This is a genomic window from Actinacidiphila sp. bgisy144, assembly GCF_057708105.1.
On the sequence record NZ_JBYIRM010000015.1, the window covers coordinates 1 to 22,673 of the forward strand.

Sequence of the window (22,673 nt, forward strand, 5' to 3'; positions counted from 1 at the left end):
GCGTTCAGCTCAGGTGCAGGTGCTGGCCCGGGTAGATCAGGTCGGCGTCCTTGACGATGTCCTTGTTGAGCGAGAACAGCTTGTGCCAGCCGCCGGACACGTGGTGCGCGGCCGCGATCTTGGCGAGGCTGTCGCCCTTGACCACGGTGTACTCGCCGTCGCCCTTGGGGATGGCGGTCGGCACGGCGTGCCGCGGGGTGCTGCGGGTGCTGTGCGTGGTGCCGGTGTGCGCGGTGGTCGAGGTGCCCGACGTCGACTTCGGGGTGGACGTGCTCGACGAGGACGTGCTCGACGAGGACGTGCTCGACGAGGAGGTCGAGGACGACGACGAGCCGGACGGGTTGATGTCCGGGGACGGGCCGCCGGCGGTCAGGCCGCCGGCCGACGCGCAGGACCAGGCGCTCGGGCCCTGGAGGGCGAGCAGCTTCTCGGCGACGGCTATCTGCTGGTCCTTGGTGGCCAGGTCGGCGCGGGCCGCGTACTGCAGACCGCCGGCGGCCTCCCAGCTGGACTGCGAGAACTGCAGCCCGCCGTAGTAGCCGTTGCCGGTGTTGATGGACCAGTCGCCGCCGGACTCGCACTGGGCGACCTTGTCCCAGGTGGCGACCGAGGCGGCGGAGGCGGACGTGCTGGCGATCAGCGGAACGGTGATCGCGGTGCCGGCGACTCCGGCGAGCGTGGCGATGCGGACAAACCTCTTCGAGGCACGACGGTGCTTACCCATGTTGATATCAGCCCTCACCGACGCCTACGAGGTGAGCTGTCGGGTTCGGACGTGAGTTGCCCGGCCGGGCCGCCCCAGGCGGCGTATCGGCTTCACCCCGAGCCGGACCGTGCTGCCGCAAGGGCCGCGACGGTTGCTGTCCGTCGCCGCGGCGTGCGGCCGGTCCGGCGGAAGACCTTGGGTCCCCCGCTCCTGCCTGCGGCGCTTTCGCGTCGACCGTTCCCGTCGGGCGGCGGCAGGACTCGGCGTTCCGCTCCGGACGGGGCCCGCTGTGGCGAGCGGTAAGACGGTAAGCACACCGCGGCGGGTTCTTCAAACATTCCGATGCTGAGCGCCAACTGTGCCCGCGCGCTCGGCCGGTGGACATCGGCCCAGGTCGGAAGGGTGGCATTCGCGAGTTGACGGACAGCCGCCCGCCGCGGGGCGGGAGACCCTTGTCACATCGACGGCGGCGGCCGGGAGTTGATACGTCCGGTTTGTCTTCCGGCCGCCACGCGCCTTTGCCTCACGCGAGGTTGAGGATCTGTCCCGGTTTGATGAGGTTGGGGTCGTCGCCGATGAGGTCGCGGTTGGCCTCGTACAGCGCCCGCCAGCCGCCCGCGACGTGCTCGGCGGAGGCGATGCCGGAGAGCGACTCGCCGGAGCCGACCCGGTAACCGCCGGCGGTCTTCCCGCCCGACCCGCCCGACCCTGCGTCCCCTGCGTTCCCGGACGACTTGGCGCGGTGGCCGCTCTTGGCGCCGCTGCCGGTCGCGGCGCCGACGGTCGAGAGCACCTCGGTTCGGGTCGCCCGGTCCTTGGCCGCCATTTCCTCGTCGGTCGGGTCGTACGGCTTGCCGTGCCGGCCGGAGCCGGTGGTGGCCGAGCCGTCGGTGGTGGTGGGGGTGGGGCTGGCGCCGGCGCTGGGGGTGCCGGAGCCGGTCGGGTCCGACGGGGTGGCCGGGTCCGAGGGCGTGGCCGGGTCCGAGGGGGCGGTCGAGCCGTCGGTCGTGGTCGGCGCGGGTGTCGCGGTCGCCGTGCCGGAGTCGGTCGGCGCGGTGGTCGAACCGGCGCTGGGCTGGATGCCGGTGGGGCCCGAGGGGTCGGGCGCCGGGGTGGTGCTCGGGTCCACGTCGGGGGTGGAGGTGTCGAGGAGCAGGCCGGTGGTGATCTCGCAGCCCGGCCAGGCGTTGGCGCCGAGGTCGCCGAGGACCTTCTCGGCCACGGTGATCTGCTGGTCGCGGGTGGCGAGGTCGGGCCGGCTGGCGTAGGCGTCGCCGCCGTACTGGTCCCAGGTGGCCTGGGTGATCGCCAGGCCGCCGAAGAAGCCGTTGCCGGTGTTCGCGCTCCACGCCCCGCCCGACTCGCACTGGGCGACCTTGTCCCAGGTGCTCGCGCTGGCCGCCTGGGCGGAGCCCGCGCTGATCAGCGGAAGCGCGATGCCGACACCTGTCGCGGCGGCGGTTGCCACGGTCACCACTGCCGCCGGGGCCTGCCGGGGGCGTCGGTGCCGGCCGTTACCGGACGAGAGCATGCGGTCGCCTTTCGTTCAAGCCGTAGGCCGTTCGCCGCGCCCGGCCACGCGTCGTGCCATGGGCCGCGCCGTGAACGTCCTTGCGTTGACCGCAGAACGTAGCGGCCTTGGCCATGCGTCACAAGTCGATGTAGCGCTCATCACGTCGCGATCACGGCACTGACGCGGCGTCACTTCTCTTGCGGCGCCGCCGGGGTGAACTCCACCGGCAGCGTACGCAGCCCGCGCATGATCAGGCCGCCGCGCCAGCGCAGCTCGGCCGGATCGACGGCGAGCCGCAGGTCGGGCAGCCGGGTCAGCAGCGCGGCGAACGCGGTGCGCGCCTCCAGCCGGGCCAGCGGGGCGCCCAGGCAGTAGTGGATGCCGTGGCCGTAGCCGAGGTGCGGGTTGTCCCGGCGGGCGAGGTCGGGGGTGTCCGGCGCGGTGAACCTGGCCGGGTCGCGGTCGGCCGCCGCCAGCACCACCAGGACCGGGTCGCCCGCCGCCACGGCCCGGCCGCCGATCTCCAGCGGCTCGGTGGCGTACCGCCAGGTGGCCATCTCCACCGGGCCGTCGTAGCGCAGCAGTTCCTCGACCGCGGTCTCCAGCAGGTCGGTCTCGCCGGCGGCCAGCGCGTCCTGGAGGGCGGCGCGCTGGGCGGGGTGGGCGAGCAGGGTGTGCACGCCGTTGCCGATCAGGTTGACGGTGGTCTCGAAGCCCGCGAAGAGCAGGATGAACGCCATTGCGGCGGCCTCGTTCTCCGTCAGGTGCTCGCCGTGGTCGCTCGCCCGGATCAGCGCCGAGATCAGGTCGTCGCCGAGGTCGCCGCGTTTGCGGTGGATCAACTCCACCAGGTAGGCGCGCATCCGCTTCACCGCCCGGGCCACCCCGCCGCGCGGTCCGCCGCCCTGGCCGGGCACGGCGTGACGCACCATCATCCCGGCCCAGTCCCGGAAGTCGTCCTGGTCCTCCCGCGGCACCCCGAGCAGGTCGCAGATGGCGTAGATGGGCAGCGGGAAGGCGAACTCGTGGATGAGGTCGGCCTGTCCGCGGCCGGCGAAGGCGTCGATGAAGCCGTCGGTCAGCTCGCGCACCCGGGGTTCGAAGAGCGCCACGGTGCGCGGGGTGAACGCCTTCGACACCAGCCGGCGCAGCCGGGTGTGGTCGGGCGGGTCGATGTTGAGCAGATGCGTCGTCAGCTCGGCGGTCCGCTCCCCCGGGATGCCGGTCCGGCCCTTCGCCCCGGCCTCCCCGGCGTGGTGCACCGGGTTCTTGCTCAGCCGCCCGTCGGCCAGCGCCTGCCGCGCGTCGGCGTACCGCGTCACCAGCCACGCCTCCACGCCGCTCGGCAGCGTCGTCCAGCGCACCGGCGCGTGCTCCCGCAGCCACGCGTACGCGGGGTAGGGGTCGGTGGCGAACTCCCACGAGAACAGGTCCGGCGACGGCCGCGTCATATCGCTCACCCCCTGACGCTACCGGGGCGCCCCCGCCCCGGTACGACCCGGGCGGACGCCCCTGCCGCGGTCGCGTCATCGCAGGTCAGAGCGGTTCCCCGAGGGGGGATTCACCCTTTCGAGTGATCGATCTTCTTTCCGTCTGGGTACGCTTCTGGTACGCGCCACAATCCGTCGCATGGGAGCGCTGATGAGTACCGCAGCCGAAGGCGATCAGAGCACGGGCTTCACCTGGCCCATGCCTCCGTCCGGTGGGTGGACCGCGGATGACCTGGACAGCATTCCGGGCCTCCCGTCACACACCGAGATGATCGACGGAGGGCTGTTCTTCGCGAGTCCGCAGACCTACTTCCACATGGCCGTGCTCCGGCTCCTGGAGACCACGCTGCTGGACCAGGCGCCTGACGAGTACGACGTGGTCCGGGAGATGACCGTCACGCTGGACGGGCGGGACCGGCCGGAACCCGATCTGATGGTCGTGCCGTACTCCGCGCTGGGCCAGCTGCGGCAGACGTCCTTCGACCCCGCGCAGATCCTGCTGGCGATCGAGGTCGTCTCGCCCGAGTCCGTCGACCGCGACCGCGACATCAAGCCGAGGAAGTACGCGAAGGCCGGCATCCGCCACTTCTGGCGGGTGGAGGAGAACGACGGCGCACCCGTCGTGTACGTCTACGAGATCGACCCCGCCACCGCCTCCTACGCGATCACCGGCATCCACCACGACCGGCTCAAGGTCGCGGTGCCCTTCGTCATCGACGCCGACCTGACCAGGCTCCGGCGCCAGCCCCGCGGCGACGGGACCGGGCAGGGCAACTGAACCGGGCGCGTCAGCCAGCCGTCGCCGCGCGCAGCGCCTCGCGGCTGAGGTGGTCGGCCTGGCGGGTGGTCTCCGGGAGGCGGTAGTGGGGGGCGAGGTCGAGGACGCGGGCGCAGGCGGTGGGCAGGTCGATGAGGTGGCCGGTGGAAACGTAGACCGGCTTGACGCCGGCGCGGGTGCGCAGCGCGCGGCCGACGACCTCGCCGTCGTCGAGCAGGTCGGCGTGGGCGCCGCGGTGCCCGGCGAGGGCGGCGGGGTCGTGGCGGCCGGTGAAGGGGGTCTTGGCGACGCCCGCGGTCGGCAGGCCGGTCAGCACGCCGAGGTGGCAGGCGAGGCCGAAGCGGCGCGGGTGCGCCCGGCCGTGTCCGTCGCACAGCAGCAGGTCGGGGACGGCCGTCAGCTCGCGCAGCGCGGCGACGAGGGCGGGCAGCTCGCGGAAGGCGAACAGGCCCGGCACATAGGGGAAGGTGGTGGCCGCGGTGGCGGTGGCGCGCTCGACCACCTCGAGGGTGGCGCTGTCGACGACCACGACGGCGGCCGCGACGAGGTCGCCGGTGCCGCGCCCGTCGCCCGCGTAGGCGACGTCGAGGCCCGCGACGAGGCGGGGTGCGGCCGGGCCGGGGCCGCGGTGGTCGGCGAGCGGCCGCAGCCGGGCCTGGAGGGCCAGCGCCTCGGCCTCGTCGGCCGGCCAGGCGTAGGGGACGTCTACGCGCACCGGCGTCAGCCGCTCTCGGCGGTACGGTCCCGCGGTCCCGCCGCCTCCTGCGCCGCCCGCGCCGTCTCGGCCTCCTGGGTCGCCGCCCGGTAGCGGCGGGCGGCCTCCCGCAGCGCGCGCTCCGGGTCGAGGCCGGCCGCCTGGGCCGCGGCGGCCAGCGCCAGCAGCTGCGCGCCGAGCGCCTCCTCGCCGTCCGGCACGGGCCCTTCGGGCGCGGCGGGCAGCGGCAGCCGCGCCGCGCCCGCCCGGGCGGCGAGCTTCGCGGCGAGCGCGAGGGCGGGCTGCGCGAGCGGCACGCCCTCGGTGACGGACTCCCGCCCCTTCTCCGCGTGCTTGCGCCGCATCCAGATCTCCCGCACCTCCTGCGGGGTGTGCGCGGTCTCGTCGCCGAAGACGTGCGGGTGGCGGTGGACCAGCTTGGTGATCAGGCCGGCGGCGACGTCGTCGATGTCGTACGGGTCCTCGGGGTCGTCCGCGGCGATGGCCGCGTGGAAGGCGACCTGGAGCAGCACGTCGCCCAACTCCTCGCGGACCGCGGTCCGGTCGCCCTCCTCGATCGCCTCGACGAGTTCGTACACCTCCTCGACGGCGTACGGGGCGAGGTCCTCGTGGGTGCGCACCGAGCTCCACGGGCACTCGGCCCTGATCCGGTCCATCACCTGCACCAGGTCGAGCAGGCGCGCGCCCGGCAGGTCGTACGACCCGGGCAGCAGCTCCAGTTCGGGCATCGCGACGCGGCCGGAGCCGCCCAGCCGGGCCAGTTCGTCGGTGACGGCCCGGTCCGCGCCGGCGTCGGGCGGCAGGTACGCCACGGTGCGGCCGCCCGCGGTGGCGTCCACCAGCTGCTGCCCGGTGGGCGTCGCCGTCTCGACGGCGATCCCGGCCTGCCGCAGGTAGGGCAGTTGGGGGTGCTCCGGGTCGGCGCACAGCACGCGGTCGGCCGCGCGCAGCACCTGCCAGGCGGGCCAGGACAGCAGGCCGGGCGCGACCCGGTGGCTCATGGTGAGCAGCACCAGGCGTCCGGCGGGCACGGCGTGGGGTTCTTCGGTCACCCCACGAACGTACCTCGCGGCGCCGGGCGGACGGCGGGCGGCCCGTCAGGCGAGGCCGGTGGCGGCGGCGGTGTCCTCGGTGCCCGCCACCGGCGTCTTGTCGACCACCCAGGGGTTCTTGACCTTGCCGATGGACGCGCTCTTGCCGTCCCAGGCGCCGTACCGCGGGTTGATGTGCACATGGAGGGACTTGGCGGTCGTCACCATGTAGTCCTCCAGCGCCTTCTCACCGCCGTCGCTGCCGGGTTGGTAGCCGAGCGCCGAGATGATCTTCGTGATGCCGATCTTCTCGCGCAGGTAGCTGTCGATCTGGTCCGGCGGGGTGCCGTACTGCGCGAGCATGCCCGCCTCGTAACTCTTGCGGCTGCCGCCGGCGAGCTGCCGCACCTCCGCGTCGTACTCCCGCTGCACCTCGCCCGCGGTCACCGTCAGGTGCTTGCCGGCGAGCGCCTTGTCGACGACCTGGTTCTGCACCATGACGTTGAGCACCTGGGTGGGCAACTGGGTGGCGGCGGCCACGGCCTGGGCGGCCTGCGGGTCGCCGCTCGCGGCCGTGCGCAGGTCGGCGACGCGCGCCTGCACGCTGGAGACGGCGATCCGCTGGTCGCCGACGACCGCGGCGGCGCCCGTGCGGTTGGGCCCGGACCCGCACGCGGTCAGGGCGGGCGACGCGAGCAGCAGTGCGACTGCGGCGGTGGAGACGGCGGCGGTGCGGCGGCGGACCATGTGTGCCTCCCGGCGGGTGACGGCGGAGCGCCGCGGGGAGGTCGTCCCCGCGTCCCGCGTCTCGCGTTCCTGGCGTGACGGATGATCGGGCACGAGGATATTGACCAACTGCGGCCGATATCCAGCACTGTGCACAACGTGATCCACGCCGGGAGGTCACCGCCTCGCCCGCCGGGCGCCTTGTGCTCCACCGTCCGGCCGCCGCTCAGCCGGCGGGCAGCGCCTCCTTCGGGCAGGTGCCGAGCACCTTGCGCATGGCCGCCTTCTCCGCCGAGCTGACCCACAGCCCGTACTTCTTCTTCACCGCGACCTGGCGGGCCACGTACGGGCAGCGAAAGGCGGTGTTGGGCGGCAGCCAGGTCGCGGTGTCGCCGTCGCTCTTGCGGCGGTTGGTGGACGAGTCGACGGCGAGCAGGTTCAGCGGGTCGTTGGCGAACTGCTCGCGGCGGTCCTTGGACCACTGCTGCGCGCCCTTCTGCCAGGCGTCGGACAGCGCCACCGCGTGGTCGATGTCCACCTTGCTGGCGCCGCGCTTGTAGACGATCCGCGTACCCGTGTACGGGTCGGCGAGGGTGCCGCCGGTCACGATGCAGTCCTTGGTGCCGACCCGGTAGGTCCGCTGGGTGAGGTCGCGGGTCAGTATGTCGTCGCGGGTGTCGCAGTGGTTGTGGTCCACGTCCGCCCAGGCGGGGCCGAACTGCTCGCGGGAGTAACCGGTCTTCGGGGCGCGGCCCTTGACCGTCAGGGCGTCCGCGGCGGCCAGTGCGCTGCCGGGGGCGGCGCTGGTGGCGGCGCTGCCGGTGGCGGTGGTGCCGCCGGTGGGGTCCGCGCCCTGGGCGGTGGCCTTGCATCCGGCGACCGAGAGCGTCGCGGCCGCCACCGCGGTGCAGGCCAGCAGCGCCTGCGTCGTACGTATCCCCATCACACACCTTCGAAGAAGTCGTCGGGACGCCAACCGCCCCTGCCACCATGTCCCTTACCCCTGGACATGCCCCAACCAGGCGAGGGTACGGCGGACTTCCGCCGGGAAGGGGTGGTGGGGGCCGCGCACCCGCTCGGCGTCGTACAGCAGGCGGGTCAGCACGTCGTGAGCCGCCCGCCGGTCGCCGACGGACAGCAGCAGGTGCGCGATCCGCCGCCGGATCTCCAGCGGCGGCCCGGGGTCGGCGGACGCCCAGCTCTCGAAGTACGGCAGCAGGACGCGGTACTCCGACAGCGCGGTGGCCGCCTCGCCCAACTGCTCCAGGCACTGCGCCGCTTCGTAGCGGTACTGCAGGGCGGTGCGGTCCGCGCCGCCGTACTGCGAGGCGAACTCCTGTGACAGGCGGCGCAGTTCGGGCAGCGCGCGGCGGTACTGGCCGTCCTCCATCAAGGTGGCGGCGTACTGCCGGCGCAGGCTGCGCAGCACCGTGGAGTGCTCGCCGTGCTTCTCGGCGGCGGCCGGCAGCAGGGCGCCGAGCACGTCGACGGCCTGGGTGATCCGGCCCGCGGCCAGCAGCCGGCGCACCTCGTCGACGGCGGTGGCCAGGTCCGGGCCCGCGGAGGCCACCGCGGGCGGGTGGGCGGGGCGTTCGGGCAGCGGCGCGGGCGCGGGCCGGTCCGGCCACGGGGCGTGCGGGCGCAGGAACGGCCGGGTCGGGTCCATCGGGCCGAGCGGCGCGGCGCGGTCCCCGCCGGGCGGCGGCACCAGGGCGGCGAGCTGCCGGAAGGCGTCCTGGGCGTCCTGCGGGCGGTCCTGGGGGTCCTTGGCGAGCAGCCGCAGCACGAGGGACTCCAGCGGCTCGGGCACCTGGGAGCGGATGCGGCGCAGCGGCGTCGGGGGCTCGTAGAGGTGGCCGTGCAGCACGCCCAGCGCGGTGGGGGCGTTGAAGGGCACCTCGCCGCTGAGGAGTTCGTGCAGGACCGCGCCGAGCGCGTACAGGTCGGTGCGCGGGCCGACCGCACCGCCCATCGCCTGCTCGGGCGCCATGTAGGCGGGGCTGCCGATCGGGGTGCCGGTGTGGGTCAGCCGGGTGGTGTCGGTGTCCATCACGGAGGCGACACCGAGGTCGAGCACGGTGACGGTGCCGTCGGTCCTGATCATCACGTTCCGCGGTTTGAGGTCGCGGTGCACGATCGGGACGGCGTGCACCGCCGCCAGCGCCGCGCACAGCTGCGCGCCGACGGCGACCGCCCACGGCCACGGGTAGGGCGTGTGCCCGGCCAGGTGCGCGCCGAGGTCGATGCCCTCCACGAACTGCATGACGAGGTACAGCTCGTCGCCGTCGGCGCCGGCGTCATGGACGGTGACCAGGCCCGGGTGGTCGACCTGGGCGGTGACCCGGCACTCGCGGTCGAAGCGCTGCCGCAGCTCGGCCACGTTCTCCCCGCCGGCCACCTTGTCGGGGCGCAGCAGCTTGACCGCGACCCTGCGGTCCAGCCGCCGGTCGTACGCGGTCCACACCTGGCCCATGCCGCCCTGGCCGATGACCGCGGCCAGTTCGTACCGCCCGGCGATGAGCCGACCGGTCATCTGGCCGCCCCGCCCTCACCGCTGTCCTGGCCGGCGTCGCGCTCCTTGCGCAGGAAGTCGCTCAGCTCGTCGAGCTCGGCCCGCACCTGGTCGATGCGGGGCGCGGGCGGCGGCGTGGGGTGCGCCGGGCCCGGGGCGGGCGCCGGCGGCGGGGTCGGGACGTGCGTCGGCACGGGCGTCGGGGGCGGGGTGTTCGGGCGGTTCGTCGGCGGCGGGACGGCCGTGCCGACGGCGGGACCGGGGTACGGCTGGTGGGCCGGGTAGCCCTGCGCGTGCGGGGCCGGTATCGGGCCGGCGCCGCCGAAGCCGGTCGCGTACGGGTGCTGCGGCGGATAGCCGGCCGGGCCGGGCCCGCTGCGGCGGGCGGCGCTGTACCGGACGATGTCGGCGATCAGGAAGTACACCGCGCCGCCGAACATGCAGATCAGGATGAGGGTGGCGCCGAGGTCGGAGGCCATGTCGTCGTCATCCTGGGACACCCCGAAGCAGACGACGGCGAGCACGGCCATGGCGGCCGTCACCGCGAGGACCAGCCAGTCGGCGAAGCGCTTGCGCAGCACCGCCAGATACAGCATCGAGACCCAGGCGAGGAAGCCGAGGGTGATCACGGGCACGGCGGTGAGGATCACCCGCAGCACGACGGCGACCGCGGGGGCGGCGGGCTTGGGCCGCTGCGGCACCGGACCTGGGCCGTACATGTGGCTGCTCCTGGTTCGTCGGGTCACGGACGGCGGGCGGGGTCGCTCGACGTCCGCCGCCGCACGGGCAGCGGTGCGCCCGTGCGCCCACCCTTCCGGCGAACACCCTGTGAGCGTATCGGCCGCGGCGCGCGGCCGTCCCCCGCCGGCCCCGGACCTGTGGACAACTTCCCGCGGCATTGCTCAAGGGCGCGCTCGCGAGCGCGCGGGGCGGCGCCGGCACAGCGTCGTCCCGTATCTTTTCCGGCAGACCCGACCCACCCCGCTGCCGCTGGAGGACGACCATGGACAGGGCCGAGGCGGTCATCCCGGCACAGGGGGCCGACAGCGCCGCGCCCGGCGAGGCGCGGACCGGTGCCGCCGCCCGGCTGCGGCAGCACCTGTCCGGCGGCGGGGCGGACCCGTACGTGCTCGCGGTCGTCTTCTTCGCCGCCTACACCGCGCTGTCGGTGACCCGCTACCGGCAGCTGCTGACCATGTCCTGGGACCTGGGCATCTTCGAGCAGGCCGTCAAGTCCTACGCCCACCTGCACGCGCCGGTCGCCGATCTGAAGGGCCCCGGGTTCAACATCCTCGGCGACCACTTCAGCCCGATCACCGCGCTGCTGGCGCCCTTCTACCGGGTCTTCCCGACCCCGGTGACGCTGCTGGTCGCGCAGGCGCTGCTGTTCGCGGTGTCGGTGATCCCCGTGACGCGGGTCGCGGGGCTGCTGCTCGGGCGCGGCCGCGGGATCGCGGTCGGGGTGGCGTACGCCCTGTCGTGGGGGGTGCAGAAGGCCGTCCAGTTCGACTTCCACGAGATCGCCTTCGCGATGCCGCTGCTGGCGTTCTCCCTGGAGGCGGTGCTGCGTAGGCGGTGGGCGGCGGCGATGTGGTGGGCGGTGCCGCTGGTCTTCGTCAAGGAGGACATGGGGGTGACGGCCGCCGCGATCGGCGTGATCGTGTGGTGGCGCACCAGGAGCGGTGCGCACGCGCCGGACACGGGGTCGGGCACCGCGCCGGGCGGCGTCCCGGAGGCGACGGCGAGCGCGGCCGAGGACGACGGCCGGGACGGCAGCACGGGCGACAGCGGCGCGCAGGGCTCCCACGGGCCGCTGCCCGACTCCCTGCGCTTCGGCCCCTGGGCGCTCGGCCTGGCCGGCTTCGGCGTCGCCATGTCCGCGCTCGCCTTCGCCGTCATCATCCCGGCGTTCAACTCCACCGGCGGCTACGACTACTGGAACAAGCTCAACGGGAACGGCGCCCCGATGCCCGGCCACATCCCGTTCGACACCGCCCTGCACACCCTGCTGTGGATTCTGCTGCCCACCTCCGGGCTGCTGGCGCTGCGCTCCCCGCTGATCCTGGCCGCGCTGCCCACCATCGGCTGGCGGTTCGTCTCCCACGACGACCACTACTGGGGCACCGACTGGCACTACAGCGCCGTGCTGATGCCCGTGGTGATGCTGGCCCTGGTGGACGCCGCCGCCTCCGCCCGGCGCAGCCCGCGCCCCTGGCTTCGCTCCTACGCCTCCGGGCTGCCGGCGGCCGCGGCCGGCGCCGCCCTGGCGCTGACCATGACGCTCCCCCTGGAGTCGCTCGCCCACACCGCCACCTACAAGGTCGACGCCCGCACCAAGGCGATCGAGCACACCCTCGACAAGATCCCCGACGGTGCCACCGTGGAGGCGAACGTCGGCCCGATCAGCCACCTGGTGCACCGCACCACCGTGTACTGGGTGGGCGACACCGAGGGCGTCACCCCGCAGTACATCGCCCTCGACAACACCTCCGGCTGGGCCGGCGACCCGCTGACGTACGCCAAGCAGCTGCACCCGGCCGCGACCTACACCCTGGTCGGCGAGGACCAGGGGTACGTCGTACTGGCGCTGGCCGCGGGCACGAAGTAGCCGCCCCCGCGCGGCCGGTCAGTTGTCGAGCACCGTGGTCAGGAACTCCGCGGTCCACTGGAGCAGTTCGCGGCCCACCACCGGCTTCCCGCCGATCCGGGCGGTCGCCGGGCGGGGCACCAGCACCTGCTTGGTGGCCTGCCGGACGACCGAGCGCGGGTAGACCCGGCTCAGCCGCAGCTCCTGGGACTCGCGCAGCTCCACCGGCCCGAAGCGGATGTTGGCGCCCTGGAGGGTGATGTCGCTGACGCCGACCTTGCGGGCCAGTATCCGCAGCGCGGCGACCAGCAGCAGGTTCTCCACCGGCTCGGGCAGCTTGCCGTAGCGGTCGGTGAGCTCCTCGCGCACCGCCGCGATGTCCGCCTCGCTGGTGGCGGCGGCGATCGAGCGGTACGCCTGGAGGCGCAGCCGCTCGCCCGGCGCGTAGTCGTGCGGGACGTGCGCGTCGACCGGCAGCTCGATCTTCACCTCCAGCAGCTCCTCCTCGGCCGCGCCGCCGTTCTCCATCGCGTTGCGGTAGTCCGCGACCGCCTCGCCGACCATCCGCACGTACAGGTCGAAGCCGACCCCGGCGATGTGCCCGGACTGCTCGCCGCCGAGCAGGTTGCCCGCGCCGCGGATCTCCAGGTCCTTCATCGCGACGTACATGCCCGCGCCCATCTCGGTGTGCTGGGCGATGGTGGCCAGCCGCTCGTGCGCGGTCTCGGTGAGCGGCTTCTCCGGCGGGTACAGGAAGTACGCGTAGCCGCGCTCCCGGGACCGGCCCACCCGGCCGCGCAGCTGGTGCAGCTGGGAGAGCCCGAAGGTGTCGCCGCGCTCCACGATGAGGGTGTTGGCGTTGGCGATGTCGATCCCGGACTCCACGATGGTGGTGGACACCAGGACGTCGAAGCGCTTCTCCCAGAAATCGACCACCACCTGCTCCAGCTGGGACTCCCCCATCTGCCCGTGCGCGGTGGCGATCCGCGCCTCGGGGACGATCTCGCGCAGCCGCGCGGCGGCCCGGTCGATGGACTCCACCCGGTTGTGGATGTAGAACACCTGGCCCTCGCGCAGCAGTTCACGCCGGATGGCGGCGCCGATCTGCTTGTCCTCGTACGGGCCGACGAAGGTGAGCACCGGGTGGCGCTCCTCGGGCGGGGTGGTGATCGTGGACATCTCGCGGATGCCGGTGACCGCCATCTCCAGGGTGCGCGGGATCGGCGTGGCCGACATGGTGAGCACGTCGACATTGGCCCGCAGCTTCTTCAGCTGCTCCTTGTGCTCGACGCCGAACCGCTGCTCCTCGTCCACGATGACCAGGCCGAGGTCCTTGAACTTCGTCTCCGACGAGAACAGCCGGTGGGTGCCGATCACCAGGTCCACGCTGCCGTCCCGCAGCCCCTCCAGCACCGCCTTCGCCTCGGTCTCGCTCTGGAAGCGGGACAGGGCGCGGACGTTGACCGGGAACTGGGAGTAGCGCTCGGTGAAGGTGCCCATGTGCTGCTGCACCAGCAGGGTGGTCGGCACCAGGACCGCCACCTGCTTGCCGTCCTGGACCGCCTTGAACGCGGCCCGCACCGCGATCTCGGTCTTGCCGTAGCCGACGTCGCCGCAGATCAGCCGGTCCATCGGCACGGACTTCTCCATGTCCGACTTGACCTCGGCGATGGTGGTGAGCTGGTCGGGCGTCTCCGCGTACGGGAAGGCGTCCTCCAGCTCGCGCTGCCAGGGCGTGTCGGGGCCGAAGGTGTGGCCGGGGGCGGCCATCCGCGCGGAGTACAGCCGGATCAGGTCGGCGGCGATCTCCTTGACGGCCTTCTTCGCCCGCGCCTTGGTCTTCGTCCAGTCCGCGCCGCCCAGCCGGTGCAGCGAGGGCGCCTCGCCGCCCACGTACTTGGTGACCTGTTCGAGCTGGTCGGTGGGGACGAAGAGCCGGTCGCCGGGCTGGCCGCGCTTGGCCGGGGCGTACTCCACCACCAGATACTCGCGGGTGGCGCCCTGGACGGTGCGCTGCACCATCTCCACGTAGCGGCCGACGCCGTGCTGCTCGTGCACGATGTAGTCGCCGCCGGTGAGGGTGAGCGGGTCGATGGTCTTGCGGCGGCGCGAGGGCATTCGGCCCATGTCCTTGGCGGTGGAGCGCTGCCCGGACAGGTCGGTCTCGGTGAGCACCGCGACCTTCAGCGCGGTGTCCACGAAGCCGTGCTCCAGCGAACCGGTCGCCACGTGCACCACCGAGGGCGCCAGCTGCGCCGGGCCGGCCAGCTCCGGGTCCAGCCGGGCCGCGATGCCCTCGCCGCCCAGCACCTCCACCAGGCGCGCGGCCGGGCCGTGGCCCTCGGTGACGTAGACCGCGCGCCAGCCGTCGGCGAGCCAGCCCTTGGTGTCGGCGAGCGCGCGGGCGGTGTCCCCGCGGTACAGCTCCGGTGCGTGCATGCCCAGCCGCAGGGTGTCGCCGAACTCCGGCTCGGCGCCCCGCGCCGCGTCGCCGTACCCCCCGGCGGCCGCGCCCTCCTCGTCGGCTGCGAAGGGGCTCACCGACCACCACGGGGTGCCGAGCGTACGGGCGTGCTCGCGCAGGTCGGCGATGGACCACAGGGAGGCGGCGCCCAGGTCGATCGGCGCGGCGCCGCCGCCCGCGGAGGCGGCCCAGGACGCCTCCAGGAACTCCCGGGAGGTCGCCACCAGGTCGGCGGCGCGGGTGCGCACCCGCTCCGGGTCGCAGACCACCGCCATCGCGCCGGCCGGCAGCACGTCGAGCAGCAGCTCCATGTCGTCGACCAGCACCGGGGCCAGCGACTCCATACCCTCGACCGCGATGCCCTCGGCGATCTTGCCGAGCAGCTCCTCCAGTTCGGGGTGCTCGGCCGCCAGGTCCGCCGCGCGCGCCCTGACCTCCTCGGTGAGCAGCAGTTCACGGCACGGCGGCGCCCACAGGCCGTGCTCGGCGACTTCCAGGGAGCGCTGGTCGGCGACCTTGAAGTAGCGGATCTCCTCGACCTCGTCGCCCCAGAACTCCACCCGCAGCGGGTGCTCCTCGGTCGGCGGGAAGACGTCCAGGATGCCGCCGCGCACCGCGAACTCGCCGCGCTTCTCGACCAGCTCCACCCGGGCGTAGGCGGCCGCCGCAAGCGCGTCGACCACCTCGTCCAGGTCCGCGGTGCCGCCGCTGCGCAGGGCCACCGGCTCCAGGTCGCCGAGCCCCTTGACCTGCGGCTGGAGCACCGACCTGATGGGTGCGACCACCACCTGGACCGGGCCGGCCGCCACGTCGTCCGCGTCCGGGTGCGCCAGCCGCCGCAGCACCGCCAGCCGGCGGCCCACGGTGTCGCTGCGCGGGGAGAGCCGCTCGTGCGGCAGCGTCTCCCAGGACGGGTACTCCACCACCGTGTCCGGCGGCAGCAGCGAGCGCAGCGCGGCGGCCAAGTCCTCGGCCTCGCGGCCGGTGGCGGTGACCGCGAGCACCGTACGGCGCGCGCGGGCGGCCAGCGCCGCGACCACCAGGGGGCGCGCGGCGGGCGGGCCGACCAGGTCGACCTGCGGCCGGTTGCCCGCGGCGGCGGACTCGACCGCCTCGGCGAGAGCGGTGTCCTCGACGACGACGTCGACCAGACCGTTCAGACTCATCAGGGTTCCGTCCCGAAAGGTGAGCAGAGCAACGCGAAGCGCCCGACACGTCGCACGGGCCGGGGGTCGTTCCAGCGTACGACGTACCGGTGACAGCCACCGCCCGACCGCTGCCGTCGGCGCCGTCCTGAGGGAGGGGCCTGCTACGTTGCGTAGCTTCGGGCCCGGCAGACCGGGCCCGGACAACCGAACACGGTGGGGAGGGACCTTGAGGAAGTCAGATCAGGGACACCGAAGAGGGTCACGGGGGGCACGCAGCGCGGCGGTGGCCGCGCTCGTGGCGGGCGCGCTGTCGCTGTCGCTGTCCGGGGCGGGGGCCGCGCAGGCCGAGCCGGGCGGCGGCAGGGCCGCGGGCAGCACGTCAGGCGCCGCGCACGGGACGCTCCAGGAGGACTTCGCGCGCGCCGCGCAGGAGTTCCACGTACCGCAGGGCCTGCTCATGGCGGTGGCGTACCACCAGTCGCTGTGGGACACGCACGCCGGAGCGCCCAGCACCACGGGCAACTACAACGTCATGGGTCTGACCCATGTGGACACCGCCGCCCTCCAGGCGGCGGGGACCGCGCCGGACACCGACGAGCGCGGCGCGGGCGGCAGCTCCGCCCCGGCCGCCACGCGCGCCAAGGCCGCCACCCAGGAGGCGAGCGGCCCGACGGCCGCCTACCGCACCCTGGATGCGGCGGCGAAGCTGACCGGCACCTCGCAGGCGAAGCTGCGCACCGACGCGGCGCAGAGCGTCCGCGGCGGCGCCGCGCTCCTCGCGCACTACGAGCGGCAGCTCGCCGGCACGCTGCCGGCCGACCCGGGGGCCTGGTACGGCGCCGTGGCGCGCTTCAGCCAGTCCACCGACGCCCAGGGCGCGGGGCAGTACGCCGACCGCGTCTACAGCACACTGCGGGCCGGCGTGACGCGTACCACCGCCGACGGCCAGCAGGTCGCGCTCGCGGCCGAGCCGTCCGTGGCGCCGCAGACCTCAAAGCTGGCGGACCTGGGGCTGCCGTCGGCGACCGCGGAGGCCGCGCAGGAGACCCGGGCCGCCACCAAGGTCGCCGGTGCGCCCGCCGCAGCCGCGGCGAACCCGACGCCTGAGTGCCCGTCCGGCCTGACGTGCAACTACGTGCCGGCCGCCTACGCGCAGACCGACCCGAGCGACAAGTCGAAGTACGGCAGTTACGACCTGGCGAACCGCCCGGCCGACGGCAACACCATCAAGTACATCGTGATCCATGACACCGAGGGCAGCTACAGCAGCGCGCTCGGGATATTCCAGGACCCGAACCAGTACGCCACCCCGCACTACATCGTGCGCTCGTCCGACGGCCTGGTCACCCAGGTCGTGCAGACCAAGAACGTGGCCTGGCACGCGGGCAACTACTACGTCAACGCGCACTCGATCGGCATCGAGCACGAGGGCATCGCGATCTCCGGCGCGTCCTGGTACAGCGAGTCGCTGTACGAGTCGTCGGCCGCGCTGGTGCGCTACCTGGCGAACCGGTTCGGCGTGCCGCTGGACCGCCAGCACATCCTCGGCCACGACGACGTGCCCTCGCCGCAGACCGCCCAGCTGACCAGCATGCACTGGGACCCGGGCCCGTACTGGAACTGGTCGCACTACCTGGACCTGCTGGGCGCGACCCCTGGTGGCGGCGGCACCCCGGTGGTGGGCGGCGAGATCACCATCGACCCGCCGTTCACCTCGGCGAACGAGCCGGCCGTCACCGGGTGCAGCCCCGACCCGTGCACGGCGCAGCCGACCAGCTTCGTCTACCTGCGCACCTCGCCGTCCACGACGGCGGCGCTGATCGGCGACCCGGTGCTGGCGGCCGACAAGGTCGCCAACGGCACCACGCAGGCGGCCGACCTCACGGACAAGGCGGTCGCCGGGCAGTCCTTCGTGGTGGCCGGCGTCCAGGGCGACTGGACGGCGATCTGGTACGGCGGCCAGAAGGCGTGGTTCTACAACCCCGGCGGCCGGTTCGCCGTCGCGAACGGCAGCACCGCGCGGCACGTGGTCACCCCGGCCGGCAGCAGCGCGGTCCCGGTGTACGGGCGGGCCTACCCGGAGGCGTCGGCGTACCCCTCGGTGATCGCCGACGTGGCGAGCCAGGCCACCCAGATCGTGGCGCCGCTGGGCTACACGATCCCGGCCGGGCAGTCCTACGTCGCCGACGACCCGGTGAACGCCGACTACTACTACGCGAAGAACATCGACCAGAGCGCGCCGGGCGACCAGACGCGGGTGGTGGGCAGCACCGTCTACTACCCGATCCGCTTCAACCACCGGCTCGGGTACGTCAAGGCGAGCGACGTCACGGCGTCCTCGGCGGTCACCCCGCCGGCCGGGACGTTCACCCCGGCGGGCCCGACCCGGATCATGGACACCCGCAACGGCACCGGGGTCGCCAAGGGCGCGGTCGGCGCCGGGAAGACGATCAGCCTCCAGGTCGCGGGCAGCGGCGGGGTGCCCAGCAGCGGGGTGACGGCGGTCGTCATGAACGTCACCGCGGTCAGCCCCACCACCACCGGGCACCTGATCGTCTACCCCGACGGCACCACCCAGCCGGGCACCTCAAGCCTCAACTACCCGGCCGGCCGCACGATCGCGAACCTGGTCGTGGTGCCGGTGGCGGACGGCAAGGTGGACTTCTACAACTCGGCCGGCAGCGTGGACGTCCTCGCCGACGTCACCGGCTACTACACCTCGTCGACCGGTGGTTCCCGGTTCGCCCCGGTCGGGCCCGCGCGGCTGATGGACACGCGCAACGGCACCGGCGGGGTGACCGGTCCGGTGGCGGCGGGCAAAACCGTTTCCCTCCAGGTCACCGGCGGCTCCACCGGTATCCCCGCGGACGGGGTGACGGCGGTCGTCATGAACGTCACCGCGGTCAGCCCCACCGCGACCGGGCACCTGATCGTCTACCCCGACGGCACCACCCAGCCGGGCACCTCAAGCCTGAACTTCCCGGCGGGCACCACCATCGCCAACCTGGTGACGGTGCCGGTGGTCGACGGAAAGGTCGACTTCTACAACTCGGCCGGCAGCGTGAACGTCCTCGCCGACATCACCGGCTACTACACCTCGTCGACGGATGGTTCGCTCTTCCACTCCACCGGGCCGACCCGGCTGATGGACACCCGCAACGGCACCGGCGGCACCAAGGGCGCTCTTGCCGGCGGCAAGACCCTCACGCTGCCGCTCGCCGGGCACGGCGGGCTGCCCGCGAGCGGGGTGACGGCGGTGGTCATGAACGTCACCGCGGTCAGCCCGACCACCACCGGGCACATCATCGTCTACCCCGACGGCGCGACCCGGCCGGACACCTCCAGCCTCAACTTCCCCGCCGGGCAGACCATCCCCAACCTGGTGGTGGTCCCGGTGACGGACGGCAAGCTGGACTTCTACAACTCGGCCGGCAGCGTCAACCTGCTGGCCGACATCACCGGCTACTTCACGTCCTGACCGCCCAGACGCGCACAACACGGCGGCCCCGGCCACGCGAGGAAGGTTCGCGTGTCCGGGGCCGCCGCTTGGGGTGCCGGCCGGGGTGCGGGCCGGCGGGTCGCTGCCGGGTCGCCGCGTGTCGCTCAGTCGGTGGCGATCGCGTTCAGCACGTTCATCCGCGCGGCCCGGAAGGCCGGCAGCAGCGCGGCCAGCAGGCCCACCACCGCGGACGCCAGGAAGACGATCACGATGGTGCTCCACGGGATGCGCAGGATGTGCAGCCCCTGGGTGGCCAGCACCTGCTGGGCGGTGGAGCCCCAGCCGAGGCCCAGGCCCAGGCCCACCAGCGCCCCGAAGAGCGAGATGACCACCGACTCCAGTCGGATCATCCGCCGCAGCTGGCGCCTGGAGGTGCCGATCGCCCGCATCAGGCCGATCTCCCGGGTGCGCTCCACCACCGACAGCGCCAGGGTGTTGACCACGCCGAGTACCGCCACGATGATCGCCAGCGCCAGCAACGCGTAGATCATGTAGAGCAGCTGGTTGACCTGGCTCTTGATCAGGTGCTTGTAGTCGGCCTGGTCGCGCACGTCGATCTGCGGGTAGGCGTGCGTCTTCGCCTTCAAGGACGCGTACGCCTCCTTCTCCTTGCCGGAGACGGCCTTGCCGAACATCATGAAGTCGCCGGGCATCTTGTCGGCGGGCAGGTAGGCGCGCGCGGTGTCGATGCTGGTGAACAGGCTGCCGTGTTCCAGGGCGGTGTCGTCGCTGGTGACGGCGGCGACCTTCAGGTGCGCGGTGCGGCCGCCGACCAGGGCGACGGTCAGCACGTCGCCGACCTTGACGTGGTTGTCCTTGGCGAAGCCCTCCGGCACGGACATCGCGTCCTTGCCGTAGGCGTCCTGGAGCTTGCCCTGGGTGGTGGCGAGTTGTACGTCCTGCGGGTAGGTCGGGTCCGCGGCGCTGAGCTTCTCCTTGACCTGCTTGCCGGAAGGCGTGGTGAGGGTGGCGCTGACGAGGGTGTACTCGGTGATGTGGTCGAGGTCCTTCGCCGATTTGATCGCCTTGGCGGCGGCCGGGGTGATGGGCTGCGAGGCGCCGCCCCCGACCTCGACGATGAAGTCCGCGCCGACCGACTTGTCGAGCTGGTCGGTGGCGGAGGCCACCATGGAGGAGCCGACCACCGACATCCCGGCCACCAGTGCCAGTCCGATCATCAGCGCGGAGGCGGTGGCGCCGGTACGGCGCGGGTTGCGCAGCGCGTTGCGCTCGGCGAGCCGCCCCATCGGGCCGAAGAAGCGCAGCACCACCGCGCTGACGGCGCGCACCACCACGCCGGCCAGCAGCGGGCCGACGACCACGAAGCCGACCAGGGACAGCAGCACGCCGATCCCGAGCAGGCCGCCGCCGGAGGACGCCTTGTCCGTGTGCGCGGCGGCGACCAGGGCGAACGCGCCCGCGGCGCACACCAGTACGCCGAGCGCGGCCCGGACCTTCCCGGCCCGGCCGTCGGCCGGGGTCCCGGCGTCGCGCAGCGCGGCCATCGGGGAGATCTTCCCGGCGCGGCGGGCCGGGATGTAGGCCGAGACCACCGTCACGACGACGCCGACGACCAGGCCGACGACAGGGGTGGTGGCCTTGATGGTCAGCTCCGAACTGTCCAGCTTCAGGCCGGCCTTGCCCATGAGCTTCATCAGCCCGACGGCCAAGCCGATGCCGCCGCCGATGCCGGCCACGGAGCCGACGGTGCCGAGCATCACCGCCTCGATCAGCACCGACCGGTTGACCTGGCGGCGGCTGGAGCCGAGCGCCCGCATCAGGCCGATCTCCCGGGTGCGCTGGGCGACCAGCATGGAGAAGGTGTTGACGATCAGGAAGACGCCGACCAGGACCGCGATCCCGGCGAAGCCGAGCATCGCGTACTTCATGAAGTTCAGGAAGCCGCCGACCTGGTCCTTCTCCTTCTTGGCGGTCTCGGCCGCGGTGTCGATCGTGTAGTTGGGCCCGATCGCGGCCTTCACGTTCGCCTTGAGCTGGTCGTTGGTGACGCCCTTGGCGGCGGTCAGGCCGTACCCGGTGTAGGCGTCGGTGCGGCCGAGCAGCTTGGCCTGCGCGACGGCGGTGTCCGTGTAGACCACCGCGGCGCCCGGGTTGGTCTCCTTGAAGGAGACGATGCCGGTGATGGTGACTTTGAACTCGCCGGGCTGCGCGATGACGCGCAGGGTGTCGCCGATCCTCAGGTGCTTGGCCTTGGCGGTGTCGGCGTCGATCACCGCGTCGTGGTCGGTGGCCGGCAGGTGGCCGGAGCTGAGTTCGACCGCCTTGGTCTCGGTGGTGTCCCAGTTGCTGACGATCGTCGGGGCGCCGGACGACGGGCTGATCTTGTTGTTGTGCGCATCGGCGACGGTGACTTCCTCGCTGGTCACGTCGGGCACCGCGGCGGCGACCCCGGTCACGTGCGCGAGCCTGGCCTGGAGGGAGGCCGGCAGGGTGTCCGGGATACCGGTGTCCTGCGCGTTCTTGACCTCCTTGGCGCTGACGGTGACGTCGGAGGCGGAGTTGCCGAAGAGCTTGTCGAAGGTGGCGGTCATGGTGTCGGTGAAGACCAGGGTGCCGCAGATGAACGCCACCGACAGCAGCACCGCGACACCGGACAGGGCCATCCGGCCCTTGTGCGCGAAGAAGTTGCGCACCGATGTCCTGAAGACGGTCACGAGGTCCTCCCGCGACCGTCGAAGGACTTCATCCGCTCCAGCACCGAGTCGGCGGTCGGGTCGGCCATCTCGTCGACGATCCGGCCGTCGGCGAGGTAGAGCACGCGGTCGGCGTAGGAGGCGGCGACCGGGTCGTGGGTGACCATCACGATGGTCTGGCCGAGGTCGTCGACCGAGCGGCGCAGGAAGCCGAGCACCTCGGCGCCGGCCCGGGAGTCCAGGTTGCCGGTCGGCTCGTCGCCGAAGATGATCTCCGGCCGCGCGGCCAGCGCCCTGGCCACCGCGACGCGCTGCTGCTGGCCGCCGGACAGCTGGGTCGGGCGGTGCTTGAGCCGCCCGGCCAGGCCGACGGTCTCCACCACCCGGTCCATCCACTCGCGGTCGACCTTGCGGCCGGCGATGTCCATCGGCAGCGTGATGTTCTCCGCCGCGTTCAGCGTCGGCAGCAGGTTGAACGACTGGAAGATGAAGCCGATCTTGTCCCGGCGCAGCCGGGTGAGCTTCTTGTCCTTCAGGTCGGTGATCTCGGTCCCGCCGATCCAGATGCGGCCCTCGCTGACCGTGTCGAGCCCGGCCAGGCAGTGCATGAGGGTGGACTTGCCGGAGCCGGAGGGGCCCATGATCGCGGTGAAGCGGCCGCGGGCGATGTCCACGTCCACCGCGTCCAGCGCGACCACGCGGGTCTCACCGGAGCCGTACGCCTTCGTCACTGCCCGGCCCGCGGCGGCAACGGCCGTGCGTTCTCCGCTGCCCCCGGCTGTGGGAACCGTCGTAGCCGTCGTCACTTCTGTCTCCCGTTGTTTGTTCTCGCTGGTGCGCGCGGCCGGCG

At 73.1% G+C, this 22,673-nt stretch carries 15 protein-coding genes; 3 read left to right on the forward strand and 12 right to left on the reverse strand.

Annotated features, from left to right (window positions below):
• Window positions 1-4 precede the first annotated feature (4 nt).
• The 3 genes from AC3EVP_RS18425 to AC3EVP_RS18435 all read right to left on the reverse strand — a co-directional run bounded on the left by AC3EVP_RS18425 (window position 5) and on the right by AC3EVP_RS18435 (window position 3,670).
• The gene (locus AC3EVP_RS18425; protein ID WP_435131162.1) at window positions 5-724 is read right to left on the reverse strand and encodes a transglycosylase family protein; all 720 of its coding nucleotides are present in this window, start codon (window positions 722-724) and stop codon (window positions 5-7) included.
• Window positions 725-1,229: 505 nt separating this feature from the next.
• On the reverse strand, window positions 1,230-2,237 hold the full coding sequence (locus tag AC3EVP_RS18430) for a transglycosylase family protein (RefSeq protein WP_488179807.1): 1,008 nt from the start codon (window positions 2,235-2,237) through the stop codon (window positions 1,230-1,232).
• A gap of 170 nt (window positions 2,238-2,407) precedes the next feature.
• Entirely contained in the window at window positions 2,408-3,670 is a 1,263-nt protein-coding gene (locus AC3EVP_RS18435; RefSeq protein ID WP_335971295.1) for a cytochrome P450 family protein, read from the reverse strand.
• 190 nt (window positions 3,671-3,860) lie between these two features.
• On the opposite strand from AC3EVP_RS18435, the gene AC3EVP_RS18440 reads away from it, so the two are divergent.
• Window positions 3,861-4,487 (forward strand): Uma2 family endonuclease, encoded by a 627-nt coding sequence (locus tag AC3EVP_RS18440; RefSeq protein ID WP_488179808.1) that lies wholly within the window; start codon window positions 3,861-3,863, stop codon window positions 4,485-4,487.
• A gap of 10 nt (window positions 4,488-4,497) precedes the next feature.
• Here AC3EVP_RS18440 and AC3EVP_RS18445 read toward each other — a convergent pair whose 3' ends face one another.
• From AC3EVP_RS18445 to AC3EVP_RS18470, 6 genes are all read right to left on the reverse strand, one after another.
• Window positions 4,498-5,202 carry an endonuclease V gene (locus AC3EVP_RS18445; RefSeq protein ID WP_435131165.1) on the reverse strand — a complete coding sequence of 235 codons (705 nt, stop codon included), beginning with the start codon at window positions 5,200-5,202 and terminating at the stop codon, window positions 4,498-4,500.
• A gap of 5 nt (window positions 5,203-5,207) precedes the next feature.
• Window positions 5,208-6,203, reverse strand: coding sequence for a nucleoside triphosphate pyrophosphohydrolase (locus tag AC3EVP_RS18450; RefSeq protein ID WP_435131332.1), 996 nt, complete (start codon window positions 6,201-6,203; stop codon window positions 5,208-5,210).
• Between the two features lie 96 nt (window positions 6,204-6,299).
• Complete coding sequence (locus AC3EVP_RS18455; RefSeq protein ID WP_335971067.1) at window positions 6,300-6,980, reverse strand: SurA N-terminal domain-containing protein; 681 nt, start codon at window positions 6,978-6,980, stop codon at window positions 6,300-6,302.
• Between the two features lie 205 nt (window positions 6,981-7,185).
• A complete protein-coding gene (locus AC3EVP_RS18460) occupies window positions 7,186-7,902 on the reverse strand; it encodes an HNH endonuclease family protein (protein WP_435131167.1) in 717 nt (238 codons plus the stop codon).
• A 54-nt stretch (window positions 7,903-7,956) separates the two neighbouring features.
• The gene (locus AC3EVP_RS18465) at window positions 7,957-9,492 is read right to left on the reverse strand and encodes a serine/threonine-protein kinase (RefSeq protein ID WP_335971063.1); all 1,536 of its coding nucleotides are present in this window, start codon (window positions 9,490-9,492) and stop codon (window positions 7,957-7,959) included.
• Complete coding sequence (locus AC3EVP_RS18470; RefSeq protein WP_435131169.1) at window positions 9,489-10,190, reverse strand: hypothetical protein; 702 nt, start codon at window positions 10,188-10,190, stop codon at window positions 9,489-9,491. The genes AC3EVP_RS18465 and AC3EVP_RS18470 overlap by 4 nt, the downstream gene beginning before the upstream one ends.
• A 284-nt stretch (window positions 10,191-10,474) precedes the next feature.
• Between AC3EVP_RS18470 and AC3EVP_RS18475 the strand changes: the two genes are divergently transcribed.
• Window positions 10,475-12,079: a DUF2079 domain-containing protein gene (locus tag AC3EVP_RS18475; RefSeq protein WP_435131171.1), complete on the forward strand. Its 1,605-nt coding sequence runs from the start codon at window positions 10,475-10,477 to the stop codon at window positions 12,077-12,079.
• Window positions 12,080-12,097: 18 nt separating this feature from the next.
• On the opposite strand, the gene mfd is transcribed toward AC3EVP_RS18475, so the two are convergent.
• Entirely contained in the window at window positions 12,098-15,688 is a 3,591-nt protein-coding gene (mfd, locus tag AC3EVP_RS18480) for a transcription-repair coupling factor (RefSeq protein ID WP_435131172.1), read from the reverse strand.
• Window positions 15,689-15,953: 265 nt separating this feature from the next.
• On the opposite strand from mfd, the gene AC3EVP_RS18485 reads away from it, so the two are divergent.
• Window positions 15,954-19,148 carry an N-acetylmuramoyl-L-alanine amidase gene (locus tag AC3EVP_RS18485; RefSeq protein ID WP_435131173.1) on the forward strand — a complete coding sequence of 1,065 codons (3,195 nt, stop codon included), beginning with the start codon at window positions 15,954-15,956 and terminating at the stop codon, window positions 19,146-19,148.
• Window positions 19,149-19,273: 125 nt separating this feature from the next.
• On the opposite strand, the gene AC3EVP_RS18490 is transcribed toward AC3EVP_RS18485, so the two are convergent.
• Together AC3EVP_RS18490 and AC3EVP_RS18495 are read right to left on the reverse strand one after the other, a co-directional pair.
• Window positions 19,274-21,844 (reverse strand): ABC transporter permease, encoded by a 2,571-nt coding sequence (locus AC3EVP_RS18490; RefSeq protein WP_435131175.1) that lies wholly within the window; start codon window positions 21,842-21,844, stop codon window positions 19,274-19,276.
• Complete coding sequence (locus AC3EVP_RS18495; protein ID WP_335971051.1) at window positions 21,841-22,629, reverse strand: ABC transporter ATP-binding protein; 789 nt, start codon at window positions 22,627-22,629, stop codon at window positions 21,841-21,843. Before AC3EVP_RS18495 ends, AC3EVP_RS18490 begins: the two co-directional genes overlap by 4 nt.
• Between the last annotated feature and the right edge of the window lie 44 nt (window positions 22,630-22,673).

Bases quoted from the DNA above. Each gene is read 5' to 3' on its own strand.
- AC3EVP_RS18425 (WP_435131162.1), bottom strand. From the start codon at position 724: ATGGGTAAGCACCGTCGTGCCTCGAAGAGGTTTGTCCGCATCGCCACG.
- AC3EVP_RS18430 (WP_488179807.1), bottom strand. From the start codon at position 2,237: ATGCTCTCGTCCGGTAACGGCCGGCACCGACGCCCCCGGCAGGCCCCG.
- AC3EVP_RS18435 (WP_335971295.1), bottom strand. From the start codon at position 3,670: ATGACGCGGCCGTCGCCGGACCTGTTCTCGTGGGAGTTCGCCACCGAC.
- AC3EVP_RS18440 (WP_488179808.1), top strand. From the start codon at position 3,861: ATGAGTACCGCAGCCGAAGGCGATCAGAGCACGGGCTTCACCTGGCCC.
- AC3EVP_RS18450 (WP_435131332.1), bottom strand. From the start codon at position 6,203: ATGAGCCACCGGGTCGCGCCCGGCCTGCTGTCCTGGCCCGCCTGGCAG.
- AC3EVP_RS18455 (WP_335971067.1), bottom strand. From the start codon at position 6,980: ATGGTCCGCCGCCGCACCGCCGCCGTCTCCACCGCCGCAGTCGCACTG.
- AC3EVP_RS18460 (WP_435131167.1), bottom strand. From the start codon at position 7,902: ATGGGGATACGTACGACGCAGGCGCTGCTGGCCTGCACCGCGGTGGCG.
- AC3EVP_RS18465 (WP_335971063.1), bottom strand. From the start codon at position 9,492: ATGACCGGTCGGCTCATCGCCGGGCGGTACGAACTGGCCGCGGTCATC.
- AC3EVP_RS18470 (WP_435131169.1), bottom strand. From the start codon at position 10,190: ATGTACGGCCCAGGTCCGGTGCCGCAGCGGCCCAAGCCCGCCGCCCCC.
- AC3EVP_RS18475 (WP_435131171.1), top strand. From the start codon at position 10,475: ATGGACAGGGCCGAGGCGGTCATCCCGGCACAGGGGGCCGACAGCGCC.
- mfd (WP_435131172.1), bottom strand. From the start codon at position 15,688: ATGAGTCTGAACGGTCTGGTCGACGTCGTCGTCGAGGACACCGCTCTC.